Source organism: Nonomuraea cypriaca, from assembly GCF_015645445.1.
GTDB classification, from domain to species: Bacteria; Actinomycetota; Actinomycetes; order Streptosporangiales; family Streptosporangiaceae; genus Nonomuraea; species Nonomuraea cypriaca.
In genome coordinates, this window is the sequence record NZ_JADOGI010000042.1 from 1 (window position 1) to 19,142 (window position 19,142).

Here is a 19,142-nt window from a genome sequence, read left to right on the forward strand (position 1 = left end):
CCCACGGCCTCCCCCGCCCCGCCATCTCCCACCCGCGCTCCCACTCGCGTGGCCCAGACGGCCTGGACATAACGAATCTCGTTGTTTACGATTATCGTTATACCAACTCGATGGATCACCAGACTCGAGATCTTGCTGAGCACCGCTCTCGTCCTCGGCTGCCTGGGGGCGCTCACCGCCCTCGGCGCGAGCGTCATGATCGCCTTCTTCGGCACGCCCAACGGGATCGGCATCCCGCTGCGCGTGTTCGACCTGCCTGTCGCGGGCCTCGCGGCGGACGGCGCCTCGATCGGCGACGTGACCGCCGAGGTGGTGGCCCGCCCCGACGGCGCCGCACCGCTGGCCGGCCTGCTCTACCTGCTCATGTGGTTCCCGGGCACGGCGACGGGGCTGCTCGCGTTGTTCGCGGTCGTGCGTGCCCTGCGCAGGGCCAGGTCGGGCGACAGGGCGCTGTTCTCCACCGTCACCGCCGGCCACCTGCACGACCTCGGCTGGATCCTGATCGCGGGCTCGCTCGTGTCGGCCGTGCTCGGGATGGTCGCGGAGGCCGTACTCGCTTCCATGCTGCTGGCGGAGAGCCATCCGTTCTACCTGCCGCCGTGGGGCGAGCTGTCCGGGGGCCTCGTCGCGGGCTTCGCCGCGCTCGGCGTGTCCGAGATCGTCCGGCGTGGCCTGCTCCTGCTCGAAGAGGTCGAGGCCACGATCTGATGGGCGAACGCGTCATCAGGGTCCGGCTCGACGAGGTGCTCCAGGAGCGGGGCATGACGCTCACCGAGCTGTCGCACCGCGTGGAGATCACCGTGGTCAACCTGTCGATACTGAAGAACGGGCACGCCAAGGCGATCCGCTTCTCCACGCTGTCACGCCTGTGCGAGGCGCTCGGCTGCCAGCCTGGCGACCTTCTCACGTACGAATGAAGGCCACGCGGCCCGTTACCCGGCGATCTCCTTGATCTGCTCGATCAGCCGCACGCGCTCCTCGTGCGTCCTGCCCAGGGGCGTCACGTTGAGCGTGGTGACCCCGGAGTCCTTCATCGCCCGCACCCGGTCGCGTACGAACCCCTCGCTGCCGATCAGCGACATCCGCTCCAGCAGCTCGGCCGGGACCAGCGCCGCCGCCTCCTCCTTCTTGCCCTCGAGGTAGAGGTCCTGGATCTGCTCGGCCTCCTTCTCGTAGCCGTAGCGGCGGGCCAGGTCGTTGTAGAAGTTCCTGCCCTTGGCGCCCATGCCGCCGATGTAGAGCGCCGCCACCGGCCGCCCGAACTCCAGCAGCCCGGCCACGTCGTCCCCGATCGCCAGCGACGCCTGCGCGATCACGTCGAGCTCGCCCAGCCCGGGGTCCCGCTTGGCCTTGCCCGCGGCCAGCGGCGCGCCCCAGACGCCGGCGGCCTTCTCTGGGACGTAGAAGATCGGCTCCCAGCCCTCGGCCAGCTCGGCGGCCAGCCCGACGTTCTTCGGCCCGATGGCGGCGACCACGATCGGGATGCGGGGGCGTACCGGATGGTTGATGATCTTCAGGGGCTTGCCCAGGCCGGTGCCCTGATCGGGCGGGAGAGGCAGGGTGTAGTGCTTGCCGCCGTACTCCAGGCGCTCACGCCGCCACACCCGGCGGCAGATCTCGATGACCTCCCTGGTACGCCCGAGCGGCGCGGTGTACGGCACCCCGTGGAACCCCTCGATCACCTGCGGCCCCGATGCGCCGATGCCGAGCGTGAAGCGCCCGTCGGAGACGTAGTCCATGCCCGCGGCCGTCATGGCCAGCAGCGTCGGCGTGCGCGAGTAGATCGGCAGGATGCCTGAGGCGATCTCCAGCCGCTCGGTCCTGGCCGCGATGTACCCCATCTGGCTGACGGCGTCGAAGGAGTAGGCCTCGGCCACGAAGACGATGTCGAGACCCGCCTTCTCGTAGTCGGCCAGTTCGGCGACCGTCTCCTTGAAGCCGCCCGAGTAGGTGATTCCCATACCGATGCGCATGCGGGGCTCCCGAGACCGAATGTTGTTCCGTTCAGACGGGAACAGATTATCGCGTCGGCGTGTCGGGGAGGGAGCCACTAGCCTGGGTCGAATGCTGAGACGGGTTGTCATCGTCGTGTCCGCCGTGGTGGCCGTGGCCCTGGCCGGTCATCAGCTGATCCCGGAGTTCGGCGGATTCATGCCCGTGCTGGAGAGCGTGCTGCCGTGGATCGGCCTCACGGTGCCGCTGCTCCTCGTGGCGGCCATGATGGCACGCTCCAGGCTCGCCACCGCGGCGGCGCTGGCGCCTGGGGTGGTGTGGGCGGCGATGTTCGGCTCCACGGTGTTCCGCACGCCGCCGGGCGGGCCCAGTGACCTGGCCGTCGGCACGATCAACGTGGGCGTGCGCAACAACGCCTCAGGCGAGGCCGTGCGGGTCATCGCCAAGGACCTCGACCTGCTGGCCGCCCAGGAGCTGACCCGCGGCGGGCCCGCGGCCAAGCAGCTCAACAAGATGTTCAAGTACCACTACCCGGTCAGCACAGTCGGCCTGTGGAGCCGCTACCCGATCAGCGAGACGCGGGCGCTCGACGTCGGCATGGGCTGGGCGCGGGCCCTGCGCGCCGTGGTCACCACCCCCAAGGGCAAGGTGACGGTCTACGTCATGCATCTGGCCTCGGCCCGGCCGGGGGCAACCACCTCGCGCGACGCCTCGCTGGCGAGCGCGCGCAGACTCATCGACGCCGATCCCAGCAAGCGGATCCTGCTGCTCGGCGACCTCAACACCGCCACCACCGACCGCGGCATGCGGGGGCTGACCCCGCCGCTGACGGACGCGCAGAGCGCGGCGGGCGACGGGTTCGGGTTCACCTGGCCGGCGGAGTTCCCGATCACCCGGCCGGACCACATCCTGTTCAAGGGGATGACGGCGACCCAGGCCGGCGTGGCGCCCGCGACGGGCAGCGACCACCGGGCGGCGATCGCGTCACTCCGGTTGTGATCGACGTCACTCCGGTTGCAGGAGGCGCAGGTCCTCGGGGGTGTCGATGTCGGCCGGGTCGCCGTGCTCGTCGCACGGCACCTCGGTGACCAGCTCGGGATGCGCCTTCACGAACGCCCTGGCCCCCACGTCGCCCACGGCCAGCTCGGCCACCTCGGCGAAGTGCTCCCTGGCGATCAGGACGGGGTTCCTGCGCCGGCCGCCGTACGTGGCGACGGCCAGCCCGGAGTCCGCGGTCATCAGCGCGCGCACCGCGTCCGGGCGGATGAGCGGCTGGTCGACCAGCGCGACGACGACGGCCCGCGTCTCGGGCGGCAGCGCGGCGAGCCCGACGCGCAGGGACGAGCCCATGCCCGACTCCCAGCCGGGGTTGCGCACCACGATCGCGCCGCGCACCTGCACGGTGGCCGCGCCGAGCACGACCACGACGGGGTGGCAGCCGCCGTCCTCCAGCAGCCGCACGCCGCGGTCGACCAGCCGCTCGCCGGCGTACTCCACCAGTGCCTTGGGCGTGCCCAGCCGGGCACCACGGCCCGCGGCCAGCAGCAGCCCGGCCACCCCAGCCGATCTCATGGCGCCCCAAGGGAGGACTCGTGGTGGATCCGGCCGGTGGTGCTGGACAGCGGCCTGCCCGTGCCGCCCCACCGCAGCTGGATCAGCTCGGCGGCGATCGAGACGGCCGTCTCCTCGGGCGTGCGCGCGCCGAGGTCGAGGCCGATGGGCGAGCGCAGCCTGGCCAGCTCGGCGTCGGTGAGGCCGGCCTCGCGCAGCCGTTCGAGCCGGTCCTCGTGGGTGCGGCGCGAGCCCATGGCGCCCACGTAGCCCGCGTCGGTGCGCAGCGCCACCTCCAGCAGCGGCACGTCGAACTTGGGGTCGTGGGTGAGCACGCAGATCACCGTGCGTTCGTCCACCCGCACCGAGGCCAGGAAGTCGTGCGGCCACTTGACCACCACCTCGTCGGCGTCGGGGAAACGCTTGGCGGTGGCGAAGATCGGCCGGGCGTCGCAGACCGTGACGTGGTAGCCGAGGAACTTGCCCACCCTGGCCACCGCCGCGGCGAAGTCGATCGCCCCGAACACCAGCAGCCGCGGCGCCGGCGCGAACGAGTGCACGAACACCGCCAGGTCGTCGAGCCGCCGCTCCCCCTGCCCGCCGTAGTGCCTGATGCCGGTCAGGCCCTGGGCGAGCATGCCGCGGGCGTCGTCGTCCACGGCCTCGTCGAGGCGTTCGAGGCCGAGGGTGCCCGAGGAGCGCTCCGGCCAGATGATCCGGCGGGCGCCGACCTGGCCTGGGCCTGAGATGATCGTGGCGACGGCGACCGGCTCACGCGCCTCGATGGCCGCCGCGACCTCTCCCAGCTCGGGGAACGTCTCCATCGAGATGGGCTCGACCAGGATGTCGATGATGCCGCCGCAGGTCAGCCCGACGGAGAACGCGTCGTCGTCGCTCACGCCGTAGCGCTGCAGGACCGGCTGATCGATCTCGGCGGCCAGCTCGTAGACGGCGCCCTCGACGCACCCGCCGGACACGCTGCCGACCACCTCCTCGCCGCGCACCGCCATGGCCGCGCCCGGTGGCCTGGGCGCGCTGCTCCACGTGCCCACCACCGTCGCCAGCCCGAACCTGTGCCCGGACTTCCACCACCGCATGATCTCCGGCAGCACGTCACGCATGCGCGAGCCTTTCGCTGAGTCGCTCGTAGGCGGCCAGGCTGTGCCCGGCCACCAGGTCGTCGAGGTAGGGCAGGGCGGCCCGCATGCCGCCGGTGAGCGGCTGATAGTCCGCGTACCCCTTGTGTGGGTTTACCCAGATCACCCGGTGCGCCTGCCTGGCCAGTCTGGCCATCTGTGTGCGCAGCAACTCCGGATCACCGCGTTCCCACCCGTCCGAGGCGATCACCGTGATCGTCCCCCTCGCGCTGTAACGGGTGAGGTATTCCTTGAGTTCCTCGCCCAGGCGGGTGCCGCCGCTCCAGTCCGGGATGGCCTTGGAGACCTCGTTCAGCGCGGTGCCGGGGTCGCGGTGCCGCAGCTCGGCCGTGATCGGGGTGAGCCTCGTGCCGACCGAGTAGACCCTCGTGGCCCTGGGCTCGCTCCTGACCAGCGCGTGGGCGAAGCGCAGCAGCGTCTCGGCGTACGGGGCCATCGACCCGCTGACGTCCACGAACAGCACGACCGTGCGCGGCCTGGTGGCGTGCCGCCGGTGCCTGAGCCTGGCCACCTCGCCCTTCCTGAGGGCGTCGCGGATGGTCCTGCGCTGGTCCAGGCCGCCCCGGTGGGCGCTCTCGAAACGGCGTGAGCGCCGCCGCTCCCGCCCGGCCCTCAGCATGGCCAGCATCCGGTGCACCTCGGCCCGCTCGGCCTCGCTCAGCCTGGCCACGTCGCGGTGGCGCAGCACCTCGGCCCCGCTGGCGGTCGCAGGCGCCGCCGTCCCGTCGTCGCCGCCGCTCTCGCCGTCGGCCGTCGCGGCGAGGTGCCGGGTGACGCTCGTCGTGCTCGTACGGGCCAGGCCCGCCCTCTGGCCGCCGAAGTAGGCGGCGAAGCACCGGTCGTACCTGGGCAGGTCGTCGGGCGTGGCGCACAGGGTGAGCCGCCCGGCCCAGTAGACCTCGCCGGAATCGGTCACGTCGAGGTGGTCGAGCGCCTTCAGCAGGTTCTCGGTCCGCTCGTGGTCGGCCGCGACGCCGGCCGCGCGCAGCGTCCTCGCGAACCCGGTCATGGTGGCGGCCAGCTCATCCATGGGTGAGCAGCCCGTTGCCCAGGACGTGCGCGACGTCTTCGCGGTATTTCAGCGCCGCGCCCAGCGTGGCCGCGGCCCGGCCGGGGTCGAGCTCCTTGGCGCCCAGCGTCAGCAGCGCCTCGGTCCAGTCGAGCGTCTCCGCGACGCCCGGCGGCTTGACCAGGCCGGCCCGCCGCAGCCGCTCGGCCGCCCGCGCCACCTGCGTGGCCAGCGTCTCGGTGCAGCCGGGCAGGCGCCGCAGCAGGATGGCGACCTCGCGGTCGAAGCCCGGGTGCTCCAGCCAGTGGTAGAGGCAGCGCCGCTTGAGCGCGTCGTGCACCTCCCGCGTCCGGTTGGAGGTCACCACGACCACCGGCGGCGTGCCGGCTTTGATCGTGCCCAGCTCCGGAATCGAGATCGTGAAGTCGGAGAGCACTTCGAGCAGGAACGCCTCGAACTCGTCGTCGGCCCGGTCGATCTCGTCGACCAGCAGCACGCTCGGCTGCGTCTCGATCGCCTTCAGCAGCGGCCGCGCGATCAGGAACCGCCGGTCGTAGATCTCCCCCTCGAGCCTGCCGACGTCGGTGATCCCGGCGGCCTCCGCGGCTTTGAGGTGGAGGAGCTGGCGCGCGAAGTCCCAGTCGTAGAGCGCCTGGGCCGCGTCGAGGCCCTCGTAGCACTGCAGCCGTATCAGCGGCGCGTCGAGCAGCGCCGCGAGAGTCTTGGCCAGCTCTGTCTTCCCGACCCCCGCCTCCCCTTCGAGGAACAGCGGCCGCCCCATCCGCAGCGCGAGGAAGGCGGCCGTGGCCAGCCCTTCGTCGGCCAGGTAGGCGTGCCGGTCGAGCAGCTCGATGAGCTTCTCCGGCGACTCGATGTCCATCGCCCTGGTTGTCCGCCGTAGCACCTCTTCAGGCTACGTCGCCACCCGCGCCGGCCCGACGGTGAGCGCCAGGTTTCCGGCTCGATGCCGGTCAGTTTTCCCGTGCTTCTCCGCGCTCCCGGATCAGGGCCGCGAGCTCGGCCGTGGCCCGGCGGGCGCGGGCCTTCTCCGAGCCCTGGATGCCCATCGCGCCGATGGTGCGCCCGTCCGAGAAGTCGATGCGCGGCCACGGGTCGCCCACCAGCAGCGTGATCTCCAGGATCTCCGGCCACGTGTAGCGGTGGGTGCGGAGGGCGTTGACGAGGGTGACTCCCTGCTCGTCGGCCTCCACCCGGACGCGGCCGAGCAGATGCAGCACGTACGCCACCACGCACCCGAACGCCACGATCGCCAGCCGGTCGGGCAGCTTGAACGGCTCGGCGATGAAGACGGCCATGACCACCGCCCCCAGCACGATCAGCACGGCGAAGCCGTACGCGACGAGCCTTCCCCGGCGGGGACGCCAGGTGACGGGCAGGGGCGGAGGGGGCACGGGCTCGGACACGAAGGAAACCTACCGCAGGTCCGAGGGAGAAGTCCCCCAAGCCGACCGCCGCCGGACCGCCGGCCAGGCACGACAGCCGGACACGACGGCCCGACGGCCGGACGCCGGCCGGGCACGGCGGCCGGGCGGCAGGCTCAGTGGAGGTCTCGCAGCAGGAGGGCGGTCTCGAGCGCGGCCACGACCGATTCGTACCCCTTGTCCTCCTTGCTCCCCGGCAGCCCCGACCGGTCGAGGGCCTGGTCCAGCGTCTCGCAGGTGAGTACGCCGTTACCGACCGGCGTCTCCTCGTCCAGCGAGATCCGGGTCAGGCCCGAGGTCACCGAATCGCAGACGTAGTCGAAATGGGCGGTCTCGCCGCGGATGACCGCGCCCAGCGCCACCACCGCGTCACAGCGGCGGGCCAGCGCCTGGGCGACCACTGGGATCTCCAGTGAGCCCGGCACCCGTACCACCGTGGCCGTGGCGCCGCTGTCGTCGCACGCCTGCACGGCGCGGGACACGAGCTGATCGGTGATCTTGGCATGCCAGCTGGCCGCCACCACCCCGACCGTCAGTCCCGAGGCGTCGGGCGCCGAGGCGGCCGGCCGTCCTTCCCCGCTCATGAGGCCTCCGAGATATCAGACGTGATGTCGGGTGCGATGTCGTGGCCGAGCCTGTCGCGCTTGGCCGTGAGGTAACGCTCGTTGTAGGGGTTCATGGCCACGGGCATGGGCTCACGGCCCAGCACCTTGATGCCGTAGCCGTCCATGCCCTTGAGCTTGGCCGGGTTGTTGGTGAGCAGCCGCACCGACTTGACCCCGAGGTCCGCGAGGATCTGCCCCGCGTTGGAGAACTCCCGCGCGTCCACCGGCAGCCCCAGCTCCACGTTGGCGTCCACGGTGTCGCTGCCGTTGTCCTGCAGGCTGTACGCCTTGAGCTTGGCCAGCAGGCCGATCCCCCTTCCCTCGTGGCCGCGCAGGTAGACGATCACGCCGCGGCCCTCCTCGGCGACGGCCGCCATGGCGTGGTCGAGCTGCACCCCGCAGTCGCAGCGCAGCGAGCCGAACACGTCGCCGGTCAGGCATTCGGAGTGGGCCCTGACCAGAACGTTCTCGCCGCCGTCCAGGTCGCCGTAGACGAGCGCGACGTGCTCGCCGCCGTCCAGCGCGCTGGAGTAGCCGTACGCCCGCCACATCCCGTAGGCGTTCGGCAGCCGCGTCTCGGCGACCCTGGTGACCATGCTCTCGGCGCGGCGGCGGTGGTCGACGAGCTGCTCGATCGAGACGAGCGCCAGGTCGTGCTCGTCGGCGAAGCGGCGCAACTCGGGCAGCCTGGCCATGGTGCCGTCGTCGTTGACGACCTCGGCCAGCGCGCCCGCCGCCGACAGCCCGGCCAGCCTGGCCAGGTCCACGGCCGCCTCGGTGTGGCCGCGCCTGGCCAGCACACCGCCCTCGCGGTAGCGCAGCGGGAAGATGTGCCCCGGCCGCACCAGCTCGTTGGGCTCGGTGGCGGAGTCGGCGAGCGTCCGGATCGTCCTGGCCCGGTCGGCCGCGGAGATGCCGGTGGTGACGCCGTCGCGGGCGTCCACGGTGATCGTGTACGCCGTGCGCATGCGTTCCTTGTTCTGGAAGACCATGAGCGGCAGGCCCAGCCGGTCGAGCTCCTTGCCCTCCATGGCCACGCAGATCATCCCGCTGGTGTGCCTGATCGTGAACGTGCACAGCTCCGGCGTGGCCTTGACCGCGGCGAAGATGAGGTCGCCTTCGTTCTCCCTGTTCTCGTCGTCGACGACCACGACCGGCTTGCCGTCGCGGATGTCCTGGATGGCGCGCTCGATCGGGTCGAGCTTGATCTCGTTCACTGGGCCACCGCCACCTTGAGCGTGGCCGTCCGGTATTCCCGCAGCCACTTCACGAAACCGACCAGGACCAGCACGAAGAAGATCCCGTACACGTATCCGGAGACGACCAGGCCCGAGCTGAACGCCAGCGGCACTCCGACCAGGTCCACGGCCACCCACACGATCCAGAAGTCCACCAGCGCCCTCCCCTGCGCCCAGGTCGCCAGCGCGCTGCCGACGAAGATGTAGGCGTCGGCGGCCACCAGGAACGCGCCCTTGGGCAGCGGCTCGGCGGCACCCCACGACAGGCCCGTGACATAGAACAGGAACCCGACCACGGCGGTGCCCGCCAGCATGAGGCCGACCAGCAGGCTTCTCTCCCACGTCTTGGCCGGGCGGACGGCCAGCCTGCCGCCGTCCTGGGTGCCGCGCCGCCACGCCCACCAGCCGTAGATCGCCAGGGCGGCGAACAATGCCTGCTTGAGCGCGTTGCCGGTGATGTGGGCGTTGATGGAGGCGATGAACAGCAGCACCGACCCGGCGAACTGCACCGGCCAGGTCCACATCGACTTGCTCATCGCGAGCACGACCGTGGACAGGGCGGCGATGTTGCCGGCCAGGTCGGTCCAGAGCACGTGTGTGCCGAATATCTCGAATCCCGCGTCGGCCCAGTTCATTGCCTGACCACCAGCCTCTCGACATACTTCGCGATCACGTCGACCTCGATGTTCACCAGGTCGCCCACCTGGCGTTCGCCCATGGTGGTGAGCTTCAGCGTGGTCGGGATGAGGCTCACGCCGAAGCCTTCGTCCTCAACCGTCGTGACCGTCAGGCTGATTCCGTCGATCGCGATCGAGCCCTTCTCGGCGACGTACGGGCTGAGGGCCTTGGGGAGGGAGAAGCGCAGGTCGTCCCAGCTCTCGCCGGGGGCGCGCGACAGCAGCACGGCGGTGCCGTCCACGTGGCCCTGCACGATGTGGCCGCCCAGGCGCTGGTCGGCGCGTACGGCCCGCTCCAGGTTCACCGCCGAGCCCGGGGCAAGGCCGCCGAGGGAGCTGCGGTCGAGCGATTCCCTGATCACGTCGACGGTGAACACGTCGTCCTTGGTCTCCACGACCGTCAGGCACACACCGTTGACCGCGATCGAGTCGCCGTGCCTGGCGTCGGAGGTGACAACCGGGCCGCGCACCGACAGCAGGGCTCCGCCGCCCGCCCGGTCGATGGCCACCACTTCGCCCTTTTCCTCAATGATTCCGGTGAACATCACTTCTCCCTGGTTGTGTGATGGGGCCGGGCGATCAGCCGTAGATCCGGCCCAATTTGGGAAAAATCATCAAATGTCAGGCGGTGGATCTCGCCGATCGTCCGCACCCCGGCCGCGCCGAGCGCGGCCCGGCCGGAGCCGAGCAACGCCGGGGCGAGGTACGCGACCACGCGATCGACCAGGCCCCGCCTCATGAACGAGCCGGCCAGCGTCGGACCGCCTTCCAGGAACACGCTGACGACCTCGCGCGCCGCCAGCTCACGCAGCAGGGCGTGCGGGTCCAGGCCGTCCTGGTGGCGGGGCAGGCGCAGGAGGTCTGCCTTGAGATCGGTGTCGACGTCGTCGGCGACCGCTATGAGCGTGGGCGCCGCGCCGTCGAGCACCCTGGCGTCCGGCGGCGTCCTGCCCTCACTGTCGATCACCACGCGCAGCGGCGTACGAACGCGCGGCCCCTCCTTGGCCCCCGCGACCTCTGGGCGCGCCGCCGGGGCAGTGGGGCGCGCGGCGTCGGAATGGGCGGCCCGGGTGGTGGGGCGGGCGGTGAGCCGGGGGTCGTCGGCGAGGATCGTGCCGATGCCCGCCACGATCGCGTCGGCGCCGGCCCGCAGCCGGTGCACGTCGGCCCGCGCCTCGGGCGAGGTGATCCACTGGCTCGTCCCGTCCTCGGCGGCGGACCGGCCGTCCAGGGTGGCGGCGAACTTCCAGGTCACGTGGGACCTGCCGAGCCGGGCGTAGGTGAGCCACTCCTCGTTCACCCGCTCAGCCGCGTCGGCGAGAACCCCGGACGTCACCGCGACCCCGTGCGCCCGCAACCGCGCCGCGCCGCCGGCTGCCTTCGGGCTGGGGTCGGCCACGGCGACCACGACCCGCACGACTCCGGCGGCGAGCAGCGCCCGGCTGCACGGCCCCGTCCTGCCGGTGTGGTCGCAGGGCTCGAGCGTCACGTACGCCGTGCCGCCCCTGGCCCGCTCCTCCGCCTGCGCCAGGGCGACGACCTCGGCGTGCGGCCCGCCCGCGTACGCGTGGAACCCCTCGCCGACGACCTCACCTGAGCCGTCGAGCACGACGCAGCCGACGACGGGATTGGGGCTGGTGGTGCCGTGTCCGCGCGCGGCCAGTTCGACGGCACGCGCCATGTGGGCGGCGTCCTGCGCCGGTATCTCCACCCCGGGTCTCCTACTCGCCAGTAGCTCCAAGCCACGGCGGGCCCCGGGGGATTTTCACGATGCCTATGGCACCACGTCAGGCGCCCGGCTGGGACACCGGACACCTCGCGCGCTTCCTCCCATCCGGACTTTAACCGTCGGTCCCGGAATTTCACCGAGTCAACCGGCCGATGGCATCGGCCGGGTCGCGGACTGTCACCGCCGGTTCGGAATTTCACCGACCCCGGAGCACGCTAGCTCTTTCGCTACCAGTGTGCCATGTCCGAATTGGCGTACGCGACCGCCCTACCACCCCTATTTCACGCGGCCATCAGCCGGCGGGCGCGCCTGGCCGACGGGGCATAGCGGACACTGGCCGGGACCAGGCCGATCCCGGTGTGCAAGGTCCGCAGCGTCGCGGTCGCCCACAGGTCGCCGACCGGCGTGGCGGGCAGTCCGTACAGTCGTCTGGCCCAGCGCGGCAGCGTGGCGAAGGCGAGGATGATCAGCGCCGGCATCGCGGGCTTGAGCGGCGTCAGCAGGCGCGGGAGCGGGGCGTTCAGCGACAGGCGCAGCGGATGGGCCGCCTCCGGGACGAACCGCAGCCCCGGCCGCTCGGCGTCGATGTAGTCACGCAGCTCGGCCACCGATGCGGGCACCTCATCCGCCGTCAGCCCCACGACCTCGGCGGCCCGCCGCCACTCCGCGACGAAGGCGTCCGCGTCGGCGTCCGACAGCGGCACGCCCGCCCGCCGGGCGATGGACAGGTAGGAGTCCACCTCCCCGACGTGGACCCAGCGCAGGGCGGCCGGGTCGTCCAGCTGGAAGGTGACGCCGGTGTCGGGGTCGTAGGCGGTCATACTGGCGTGGATCTTACGCACCCGGCGGCCGGCCCGTTCCACCTCGGCGCGGGTGCCGTACGTGCGCACGCGTACGAACTCGGTGGTGCGTACGAAACGCGACCACGCCTCGCCCGGGTCCATGAACGCCGAGTTCTGCAGCACGCCGCGCATCGCCCTCGGGTGCAGCCCCTGCATCAGCAGCGCGCGCAGGCCGCCGACCAGCAGAATCGGCTCACCCATCACCCGCCACGTCACCGAGCGCGGGCCGAAGATCCCATGGTCGCTCATAAGTGAAGAATTACCCAGGCGAGGGGTGGTTCATGTCACAATTTTTCCGATGGCGGGGCATATACGGCAGCAGCCGCGCGAAGAGCGTCGATCGCGGCCACCCGGTCGGCGGCTCCGTAGACGGCGCTGCCCGCCACGAACACGTCGGCCCCCGCCTCGGCGCAACGCTCGATGGTGCCGGCGTCCACGCCCCCGTCCACCTGCAGCCAGATCCGGCCGCCGTGCCGGTCGATGAGCTCCCGTGTCCGCCTCAGCTTCGGCAACACGACGTCGAGGAACTTCTGCCCGCCGAACCCCGGCTCGACGGTCATCAGCAACAGCATGTCGACCTCGCCGAGCAGGTCTTCGTACGGCTCCACGGCCGTGGCCGGGTTGAGCGCGAGCCCCGCCCTGGCGCCGAGCGAGCGGATCTCGCGCAGCGTGCGGACCGGCGCCTTGGCCGCCTCGGCGTGGATGGTGACGCTGCCCGCCCCGGCCTCGGCGTACTGCGGCGCCCAGCGGTCGGGATCGTCGATCATGAGGTGGCAGTCGAGCGGCGTCGCGGTCGCCTTGCGCAGCGCCTCCACCACGGGCAGCCCCAGGGTGAGGTTGGGCACGAAGTGGTAGTCCATGACGTCGACGTGCAGCCAGTCGGCATTGGGCACGGCGGCGGCCTCGTCGGCGAGCCTGGCGAAGTCGGCGGCGAGGATGCTGGGCGAGATCTGTACGGCCATGATTGGCCAAGTCTAGTGAACGGCCTGCGCCTGCCTCGCCCGGGACATCAGTCCGAGCCCGATGAACGTCACCGGCGCCCCGAGGTGCACCCAGAGCGCCAGCAGCGCGTATCCGGCGTACCTCACCGGACCGGTCTGGGGCAGCACCTCGCGCTGGACGTACCAGATGAACACGGCCACCAGCGTGCCGAGCAACCAGCGGGCGGCGCGGAGCCCGAGCGGCCCGCCCGCGTCGAACCAGCCGAGCCGGTACATGATCGAGGCTCCGGCGAGCGTGCCGAGCAGCACGCCCGACAGGGTGACGATCGTGTCGAGACTCTCGGGCGCGATCCGGCCCGCCGGGCTCCACGACAGGGGCGGGGACCATCCGCCGTACAGCGCGTTGGCCAGCGCGGCGGCGCCGATCAACGCGACGGACGACACGACGGAGGCCGCGAGCTGTCTCCACAGCGCCAGTCCCAGCCACCATGCGGTCAACGGCCGTTCCACCTTGAGGACCAGCACCAGCACGGCCACGCCCAGCAGTGCCCCGGCCACGACGTCCGACACGAAGTGCACGCCCAGGTAGACCCGGCTCAGGCAGACGAGAGCCGCGAGCGCTCCCGCCGTCCACCACGCCCACGGCCTGCCTGCCATCACGGCGAGCCGCCCTAACCCGGCGGTGCCGTTCTGGGCGTGCCCGGACGGCAGCCCGAAGCTCTCCTCGACGGACAGGGGACGCACCCCGGCGTCGATCCAGTACGGCCTGGGCTGGTGCGCGGCGAGCTTGCCGATCGTGTTCGTGACGGCGGCCACCAGGACGGTGAGCCCCAGGCGCAGGCCGAGCCCCGGGTCGACACACCAGTAGAGGACGGGCAGACACAGCAGGAAGAACGTGTCCGTGCCGAACACCGAGACGAGATCCAACACCGGCCGGACCCACTCCGGCCACTGCTGAAGCCACACGATGAGCTCCAGCTCGGCTCTGTGAAGGTCGTTCATGAAGTCCACAGGGTCGATCGGATCACATCCGAGGGCGGCGCCCGGTTCGCGGGACCAGAGCTCACCGCCTGCGAGGCTGGTTGAAGCGCAGCATGTTGCCTGAGGGATCGCGGAAGGCGCAGTCGCGAACGCCGTACGGCTGGTCGACCGGCTCCTGCAGCACCTCGCCGCCCGCTGCGCGGATGCGCTCGAAGGTGGCGTCGCAGTCGTCGGTCATGAAGATGACGCCGCGCAGCAGGCCCTTCGCCAGGAGTTCCGCCATGGTCTCCTTGTCGGCGGGCGAGGCGTTCGGGTCCGCGAGGGGCGGTTCGAGGACGATGTCCACACCGGGCTGCGACGGCGCCCCGACGGTCACCCACCGCATGCCCTCGAACCCGACGTCGTTGCGCACTTCCATGCCCAGAACGTCCCGGTAGAAGGCGAGCGCCTTGTCATGGTCGTCGACGGCGATGAAGCACGTTGAAAGCTTGATGTCCATGTGCTTCACGCTACGGGCCGGAAGCCGGTTTCGCTTCTCCGTTCCTGACCGGTCGCGTGTAGATCTTGGCCATGCAGGCCGGGATGGCGGCGCCCTCGTCATGGGGGCGCGCCCGGTATGAGCTCGGGCTCTCGCCGACCAGCTCGGTGAACCGCGAACTGAACGACCCCAGCGATGTACAGCCGACCGCGAAGCAGACCTCCGTCACCGTCAGGTCGCCCCGGCGCAGCAACGCCTTGGCCCGCTCGATCCGGCGCGTCATCAGGTAGCTGTACGGAGTCTCCCCGTAGGCGGCGCGAAAGCTGCGCGAGAAATGGCCCGGCGACATGAAGGCGACGCGCGCCAGCGCGGGAATGTCGAGCGGCTTCGCGTATTCGCGGTCCATCAGGTCACGGGCGCGGCGCAGCCGTACTAGGTCCTCCAACGTCACACGACCAGCATCCCACAGCGCCTGGCGCCAGGCACCGCCGACGCCATCCTGGAAAGCCTCATCGAACAGCTCGCCGATGCAGGCGCAGGAAGACGAACGACTTGGCCCGTCATCGCCTTGATGACGGCCTGCTCAGCCGGGAACGGCTCCATCGGCGGCTGCCACGCTCTGGGACGCATGAATCATGGATCCTCTCCCTGACCCAAACCGCGCGATCAGGAAGAGTGACCACAAACGCCATCAGCGACACATGACCGACGCTCTAGCGCTTGCGGAGCAGGGCCAGGAACATGGCGTCGGTGCCGTGCCGGTGCGGCCAGAACTGGGCGTGCGGCCCTTCACCCAGGCCGCCGACCTCAGGCAGGTAGTCACGCGCGTCGAGCTGCTCGGCATCGCCCCTGCGGGCGAGGACGTCCCCGACCACGACCCGAGTCTCGGCCAGGTGCGGCGAGCAGGTGACGTACGCGACGACTCCGCCAGGACGTACGGCGTCGAGCGCCGTGTCGAGCAGCCGCCGCTGCAGCTTCCCCAGCTCGGCGACGCCCGCCGGATCCCGCCGCCACCGTGCCTCGGGCCGGCGCCGCAACGCGCCCAGCCCGGTGCAGGGAACATCGAGCATGACCCGATCGAACACCCCCGGCCGCCACGCCGGCTCCGTGCCGTCCGCGGTGACCACCACCGCGTCCCTGGTGGTCTGCCAGACCAGCCGCGCCCGGTGCGGCTGCACGTCGACGGCCACCAGCCGCGCCCCACCCGCAAACGCCTCAACAACGACGCCATCCCCGCGACCCACGGCGGCACCCCCATCACCGCGGCCGCCGGTCCCGGCATCTCCCGCGGCCTCGCCATGACCAGCAGCACCGCCGCCAACCATGACCTGGGCACCCTCACCGCGCCCGGCACCGTCACCACCCGCAACCTGGGCACCCTTGCCGTGGGCGGCAGCCGCATGGGTGCCGGCGCTCTTGCCGGCCGTGGCCAGTCCGGCGAGGTCGCCGTGGGTGGCGATGGCGTCGAGGAGCCCCGCCTTGCCGCCGGGACCGGCGCACATGTCGAGCCACAGCTCCTCGCCCTTGCCCTCGACCGGCACCCGGGTCAGGGCGAGCGCCACCAGCTGGCTGGCCTCGTCCTGCACGGCGGCACGTGTCTCGGCGATGGCCCCGATCTGCCCGGGGTCGCCCTCACGCAGATAGGCGGCGTACGGCGAGTAGCGGGCCGGGATGGCGCCCGAGTCTTCGAGCTCCGCCACCGAACTACGCCCCGGCCGCGCGACCAGCGTCACCAGGGGACGGGCGTTGTCGGCGTCGAGCAGGTCGGCCACCTCGTCGCTCCCGCCCAGGGCGTCGCGGAAGACGGAGACGATCCACCGTGGATGTCCGTAGGCGACGGCGAGGTGCCCGACGGGATCCTCGGCGGGGTCGGGCGCGACGATGGGCACCCATTCTTCGAGCGTCCTGGAGCCGATCTTGCGCAGGACCGCGTTGACGAACTTGGCCGCGCCGGCACCGATGCGCAGGCGTACCAGATCGACGGTGGTGCCGACGGCCGCGTGTGGCGGGACGCGCATGCGCAGCAGCTGATGCGCGCCGAGCCGCAGCGCGTCGCGTACGTCCGGGTCGGGCGCACGGTCGCTGCACGTCTCGATGACGGCGTCGTAGGTGCCGAGCCCGCGCAGCGTCCCGTACGCGAGCTCGGTGGCCAGGGCCGCGTCGCGGCCCCGGATCCCACGTTCACGCAGGAGGCGCGGCAGCAGCAGATTGGCGTACGCGTCGCGCTCGTCAACGGCTCGCACGACGTCGAAGGCCGCGTTGCGCGCGGGGTCGCGCGCCGGTCTGCGCGGCCTCTGCGAACGACTCCCGCCGCCCCTGCCTGCGTCCCCCTGGTGCCCCCTGCTTTTCATCCCCTCAAACTTTCACTTACTTCGGTGGCAGCCTGTCGAGCATCTGGCCGAGCAGCGCCTTGACATCGACCATGCCGGTCTTGAGCTCCCCGACATCGGTCTTGAGAACCGCGACGTCGCTCTTGAGGATCCCGACATCCGTCTTCAGGACTCCGACATCCGTCTTCAGGACTCCGACATCCGTCTTCAGGACTCCGACATCCGTCTTCAGGACTCCGACATCCGCTTTAAGGACCGTGACGTCCGTCTTGAGGTCGGCGACGTCTGTCTTGAGAATCGCGACGTCCGTCTCGAGCACAGCGACCCGGCCGTCGATGGTGGTCACCGTGGTCTGCAGACCGTCGAACTTCTGGTCGAGCTGCACGGTCACGCCGAGGGCCTTGTCGACCTTCTGCTCCATCCGTGCAACCTTGCCCTGCGTCTTCTCCAGCGAAAACTCCGTCCGCCGGGCGTGGCTCTTGATATCGCGACAGTCGTCGCGCACATCGCCGAGCACCTTGAAAGTGGCGTCCTGGTCTTCGCGGAGGTTGTCCATGCGCGCGACGATAGCGAGTGCCTCGCTAGGCGTTGTGGTCATGGCGTCCATGTTACCGGCTGCATCTTGATCGACACGCTCGGTCACTTGAAGATCTCTTTACCCTCTGGGCGAACTCCACGGGCCCACTCCCCCGCGCCCATCAAGCGCTTGCCCTGCGGTTGCACCTCGCCCAGCTCGACCGCGTCGGTGGCCGTCCCGACCAGCACCGTCGTCTTCGTGGCGGCGATCTCGCCCGGCGCGAGCCGCTCCCCTGCGGCCACCCGGACCGGCCCGAGCTTCACCCGCTGCCCTCTGAACTCGCTCCACGCTCCCGGGCTCGGCGTGCAGGCCCGGATCAGGCGGTCGACGTGCATGGCGGGCTTGGCCCAGTCGACCCTGGCGTCGGCGACGGAGATCTTGGGCGCGATGGTCACCCCGTCCGCCGGCTGCGGCCGGGCCTCCAGGGTGCCGTCCTCGACGCCGTCGAGGGTGGCGGCGAGCAGCTCCGCCCCGGAGACCGACAGTCGTTCCAGCAGTGATCCGCTGGTGTCGGTGGCGCGGATCTCCTCGGTCACCACGCCGTAGACGGGGCCCGCGTCCAGCTCCTTGACGATCTGGAACGTGGTCGCCCCGCTGATCTCGTCGCCGTGCAGGATCGCGTGCTGGACGGGCGCGGCCCCGCGCCAGGCGGGCAGGATCGAGAAGTGCAGGTTGATCCAGCCGTGCCGGGGCACGTCGAGCGCCGACTGCGGCAGCAGCGCGCCGTACGCGACCACCGGGCAGCAGTCGGGCTCAAGCGCGCGCAACCGGTCGAGGAAGGCGGGGTCACCGGCCTTCAGCGGACGAAGCACCTCGATGCCGGACTCCTCCGCGAGCGCGGCCACCGGCGAGGGGTGGACCCTGCGCCCCCGGCCCGACTGGGCGTCGGGGCGGGTGACGACCGCCACCACCTCGTGGCGCGGCGAGTCGATCAGGGTGCGCAGCGACGGGAGCGCCGTCTCTGGCGTGCCCGCGAAGACCAGACGCATGATCTCAGAGCGCCTTTCCGCCGGTGGCGTGGGGCGAGGCCTTGATGACCGGGGCGGCCAGGCCGCTCCACTCGGCCTCGCGGACGGCCTTCATGGCCAGCTTGCGCTGCTTGGGGTCCATGCGGTCGATGAACAGGATGCCGTCGAGGTGGTCGGTCTCGTGCTGGAAGCAGCGGGCCATCAGGTCGGTGCCCTCGAGGACGACGGGCTCGCCGTACATGTCGAAGCCCTTGGCGACGGCGCGGATGGCGCGTGGCGTCGGGAACGACAGCCCGGGGAAGGACAGGCAGCCCTCCTCGCCCTCCTCGTCGATCTCGGACGACAGGTCGAGGTCGGGGTTGATCAGGTGGCCGAGCTGGTCGTCCACGTAGTAGGTGAACACGCGCAGCCCGACGCCGATCTGGGGTGCCGCCAGGCCCGCGCCGGGGGCGTCCATCATCGTGTCGGTGAGGTCTTTGACCAGTTTGCGGAGCTCCTTGTCGAAGTCGGCGACCGGGGCCGCCGGGCTGCGCAACACCGGGTCTCCGAACAGCCGGATCGACTGGATCGCCAAGGGGGTCACTCCGTTTCTCAAGCGTGGATCAGCTCAGTTTAATGCAGGCGCGGACCCCGTCACCTGCGGCGGACGAGCGACGGCGCGACC

At 71.1% G+C, this 19,142-nt stretch carries 23 protein-coding genes and 1 riboswitch; of the genes, 3 read left to right on the forward strand and 20 right to left on the reverse strand.

What is annotated here, in order from left to right:
* Positions 1-132 precede the first annotated feature (132 nt).
* Together ITP53_RS16130 and ITP53_RS16135 are read left to right on the forward strand one after the other, a co-directional pair.
* The gene (locus ITP53_RS16130; protein ID WP_195896204.1) at positions 133-708 is read left to right on the forward strand and encodes a DUF2975 domain-containing protein; all 576 of its coding nucleotides are present in this window, start codon (positions 133-135) and stop codon (positions 706-708) included.
* Complete coding sequence (locus ITP53_RS16135) at positions 708-917, forward strand: helix-turn-helix domain-containing protein (RefSeq protein WP_195896205.1); 210 nt, start codon at positions 708-710, stop codon at positions 915-917. Before ITP53_RS16130 ends, ITP53_RS16135 begins: the two co-directional genes overlap by 1 nt.
* 15 nt (positions 918-932) lie before the next feature.
* On the opposite strand, the gene ITP53_RS16140 is transcribed toward ITP53_RS16135, so the two are convergent.
* Positions 933-1,973: an LLM class F420-dependent oxidoreductase gene (locus ITP53_RS16140; protein WP_195896206.1), complete on the reverse strand. Its 1,041-nt coding sequence runs from the start codon at positions 1,971-1,973 to the stop codon at positions 933-935.
* A 91-nt stretch (positions 1,974-2,064) separates the two neighbouring features.
* Between ITP53_RS16140 and ITP53_RS16145 the strand changes: the two genes are divergently transcribed.
* Positions 2,065-2,952, forward strand: a complete 888-nt coding sequence (locus ITP53_RS16145) for an endonuclease/exonuclease/phosphatase family protein (RefSeq protein WP_207756022.1) — start codon at positions 2,065-2,067, stop codon at positions 2,950-2,952.
* A gap of 6 nt (positions 2,953-2,958) precedes the next feature.
* Here the strand turns inward: ITP53_RS16145 and ITP53_RS16150 are convergent, their stop codons facing one another.
* The 19 genes from ITP53_RS16150 to def all read right to left on the reverse strand — a co-directional run bounded on the left by ITP53_RS16150 (position 2,959) and on the right by def (position 19,052).
* The gene (locus tag ITP53_RS16150; RefSeq protein WP_195896207.1) at positions 2,959-3,525 is read right to left on the reverse strand and encodes a nucleotidyltransferase family protein; all 567 of its coding nucleotides are present in this window, start codon (positions 3,523-3,525) and stop codon (positions 2,959-2,961) included.
* Positions 3,522-4,625, reverse strand: a complete 1,104-nt coding sequence (locus tag ITP53_RS16155; protein ID WP_195896208.1) for an XdhC family protein — start codon at positions 4,623-4,625, stop codon at positions 3,522-3,524. Before ITP53_RS16155 ends, ITP53_RS16150 begins: the two co-directional genes overlap by 4 nt.
* Positions 4,618-5,691: a vWA domain-containing protein gene (locus ITP53_RS16160; protein WP_195896209.1), complete on the reverse strand. Its 1,074-nt coding sequence runs from the start codon at positions 5,689-5,691 to the stop codon at positions 4,618-4,620. The genes ITP53_RS16155 and ITP53_RS16160 overlap by 8 nt, the downstream gene beginning before the upstream one ends.
* A complete protein-coding gene (locus ITP53_RS16165; RefSeq protein ID WP_195896255.1) occupies positions 5,684-6,550 on the reverse strand; it encodes an AAA family ATPase in 867 nt (288 codons plus the stop codon). The genes ITP53_RS16160 and ITP53_RS16165 overlap by 8 nt, the downstream gene beginning before the upstream one ends.
* A 91-nt stretch (positions 6,551-6,641) precedes the next feature.
* Positions 6,642-7,094: a PH domain-containing protein gene (locus ITP53_RS16170; protein ID WP_195896210.1), complete on the reverse strand. Its 453-nt coding sequence runs from the start codon at positions 7,092-7,094 to the stop codon at positions 6,642-6,644.
* A 134-nt stretch (positions 7,095-7,228) separates the two neighbouring features.
* The gene (ribH, locus tag ITP53_RS16175) at positions 7,229-7,696 is read right to left on the reverse strand and encodes a 6,7-dimethyl-8-ribityllumazine synthase (protein WP_195896211.1); all 468 of its coding nucleotides are present in this window, start codon (positions 7,694-7,696) and stop codon (positions 7,229-7,231) included.
* The gene (locus ITP53_RS16180) at positions 7,693-8,934 is read right to left on the reverse strand and encodes a bifunctional 3,4-dihydroxy-2-butanone-4-phosphate synthase/GTP cyclohydrolase II (RefSeq protein WP_195896212.1); all 1,242 of its coding nucleotides are present in this window, start codon (positions 8,932-8,934) and stop codon (positions 7,693-7,695) included. Before ITP53_RS16180 ends, ribH begins: the two co-directional genes overlap by 4 nt.
* Positions 8,931-9,590 carry a nicotinamide mononucleotide transporter family protein gene (locus ITP53_RS16185; protein ID WP_195896213.1) on the reverse strand — a complete coding sequence of 220 codons (660 nt, stop codon included), beginning with the start codon at positions 9,588-9,590 and terminating at the stop codon, positions 8,931-8,933. The genes ITP53_RS16180 and ITP53_RS16185 overlap by 4 nt, the downstream gene beginning before the upstream one ends.
* Positions 9,587-10,177 (reverse strand): riboflavin synthase, encoded by a 591-nt coding sequence (locus tag ITP53_RS16190; RefSeq protein ID WP_195896214.1) that lies wholly within the window; start codon positions 10,175-10,177, stop codon positions 9,587-9,589. Before ITP53_RS16190 ends, ITP53_RS16185 begins: the two co-directional genes overlap by 4 nt.
* Complete coding sequence (gene ribD, locus ITP53_RS16195) at positions 10,177-11,343, reverse strand: bifunctional diaminohydroxyphosphoribosylaminopyrimidine deaminase/5-amino-6-(5-phosphoribosylamino)uracil reductase RibD (RefSeq protein ID WP_328814681.1); 1,167 nt, start codon at positions 11,341-11,343, stop codon at positions 10,177-10,179. The genes ITP53_RS16190 and ribD overlap by 1 nt, the downstream gene beginning before the upstream one ends.
* A gap of 105 nt (positions 11,344-11,448) precedes the next feature.
* Positions 11,449-11,579, reverse strand: a riboswitch (FMN riboswitch).
* Positions 11,580-11,642: 63 nt separating this feature from the next.
* The gene (locus tag ITP53_RS16200) at positions 11,643-12,452 is read right to left on the reverse strand and encodes an oxygenase MpaB family protein (protein ID WP_195896215.1); all 810 of its coding nucleotides are present in this window, start codon (positions 12,450-12,452) and stop codon (positions 11,643-11,645) included.
* A 35-nt stretch (positions 12,453-12,487) separates the two neighbouring features.
* On the reverse strand, positions 12,488-13,165 hold the full coding sequence (rpe, locus tag ITP53_RS16205) for a ribulose-phosphate 3-epimerase (protein ID WP_195896216.1): 678 nt from the start codon (positions 13,163-13,165) through the stop codon (positions 12,488-12,490).
* Between the two features lie 12 nt (positions 13,166-13,177).
* The gene (locus ITP53_RS16210; RefSeq protein WP_195896217.1) at positions 13,178-14,146 is read right to left on the reverse strand and encodes a phosphatase PAP2 family protein; all 969 of its coding nucleotides are present in this window, start codon (positions 14,144-14,146) and stop codon (positions 13,178-13,180) included.
* A gap of 61 nt (positions 14,147-14,207) precedes the next feature.
* Positions 14,208-14,624 (reverse strand): VOC family protein, encoded by a 417-nt coding sequence (locus ITP53_RS16215; RefSeq protein ID WP_195896218.1) that lies wholly within the window; start codon positions 14,622-14,624, stop codon positions 14,208-14,210.
* Positions 14,625-14,634: 10 nt separating this feature from the next.
* Positions 14,635-15,009 (reverse strand): helix-turn-helix transcriptional regulator, encoded by a 375-nt coding sequence (locus ITP53_RS16220; protein WP_236050867.1) that lies wholly within the window; start codon positions 15,007-15,009, stop codon positions 14,635-14,637.
* Between the two features lie 307 nt (positions 15,010-15,316).
* Positions 15,317-16,954 carry an RsmB/NOP family class I SAM-dependent RNA methyltransferase gene (locus tag ITP53_RS57500; RefSeq protein WP_195896220.1) on the reverse strand — a complete coding sequence of 546 codons (1,638 nt, stop codon included), beginning with the start codon at positions 16,952-16,954 and terminating at the stop codon, positions 15,317-15,319.
* A 16-nt stretch (positions 16,955-16,970) separates the two neighbouring features.
* Positions 16,971-17,576, reverse strand: coding sequence for a hypothetical protein (locus ITP53_RS16230; protein WP_195896260.1), 606 nt, complete (start codon positions 17,574-17,576; stop codon positions 16,971-16,973).
* Entirely contained in the window at positions 17,573-18,499 is a 927-nt protein-coding gene (gene fmt, locus ITP53_RS16235) for a methionyl-tRNA formyltransferase (RefSeq protein ID WP_195896221.1), read from the reverse strand. Before fmt ends, ITP53_RS16230 begins: the two co-directional genes overlap by 4 nt.
* Before the next feature lie 4 nt (positions 18,500-18,503).
* Complete coding sequence (gene def / locus ITP53_RS16240) at positions 18,504-19,052, reverse strand: peptide deformylase (RefSeq protein ID WP_195896222.1); 549 nt, start codon at positions 19,050-19,052, stop codon at positions 18,504-18,506.
* Between the last annotated feature and the right edge of the window lie 90 nt (positions 19,053-19,142).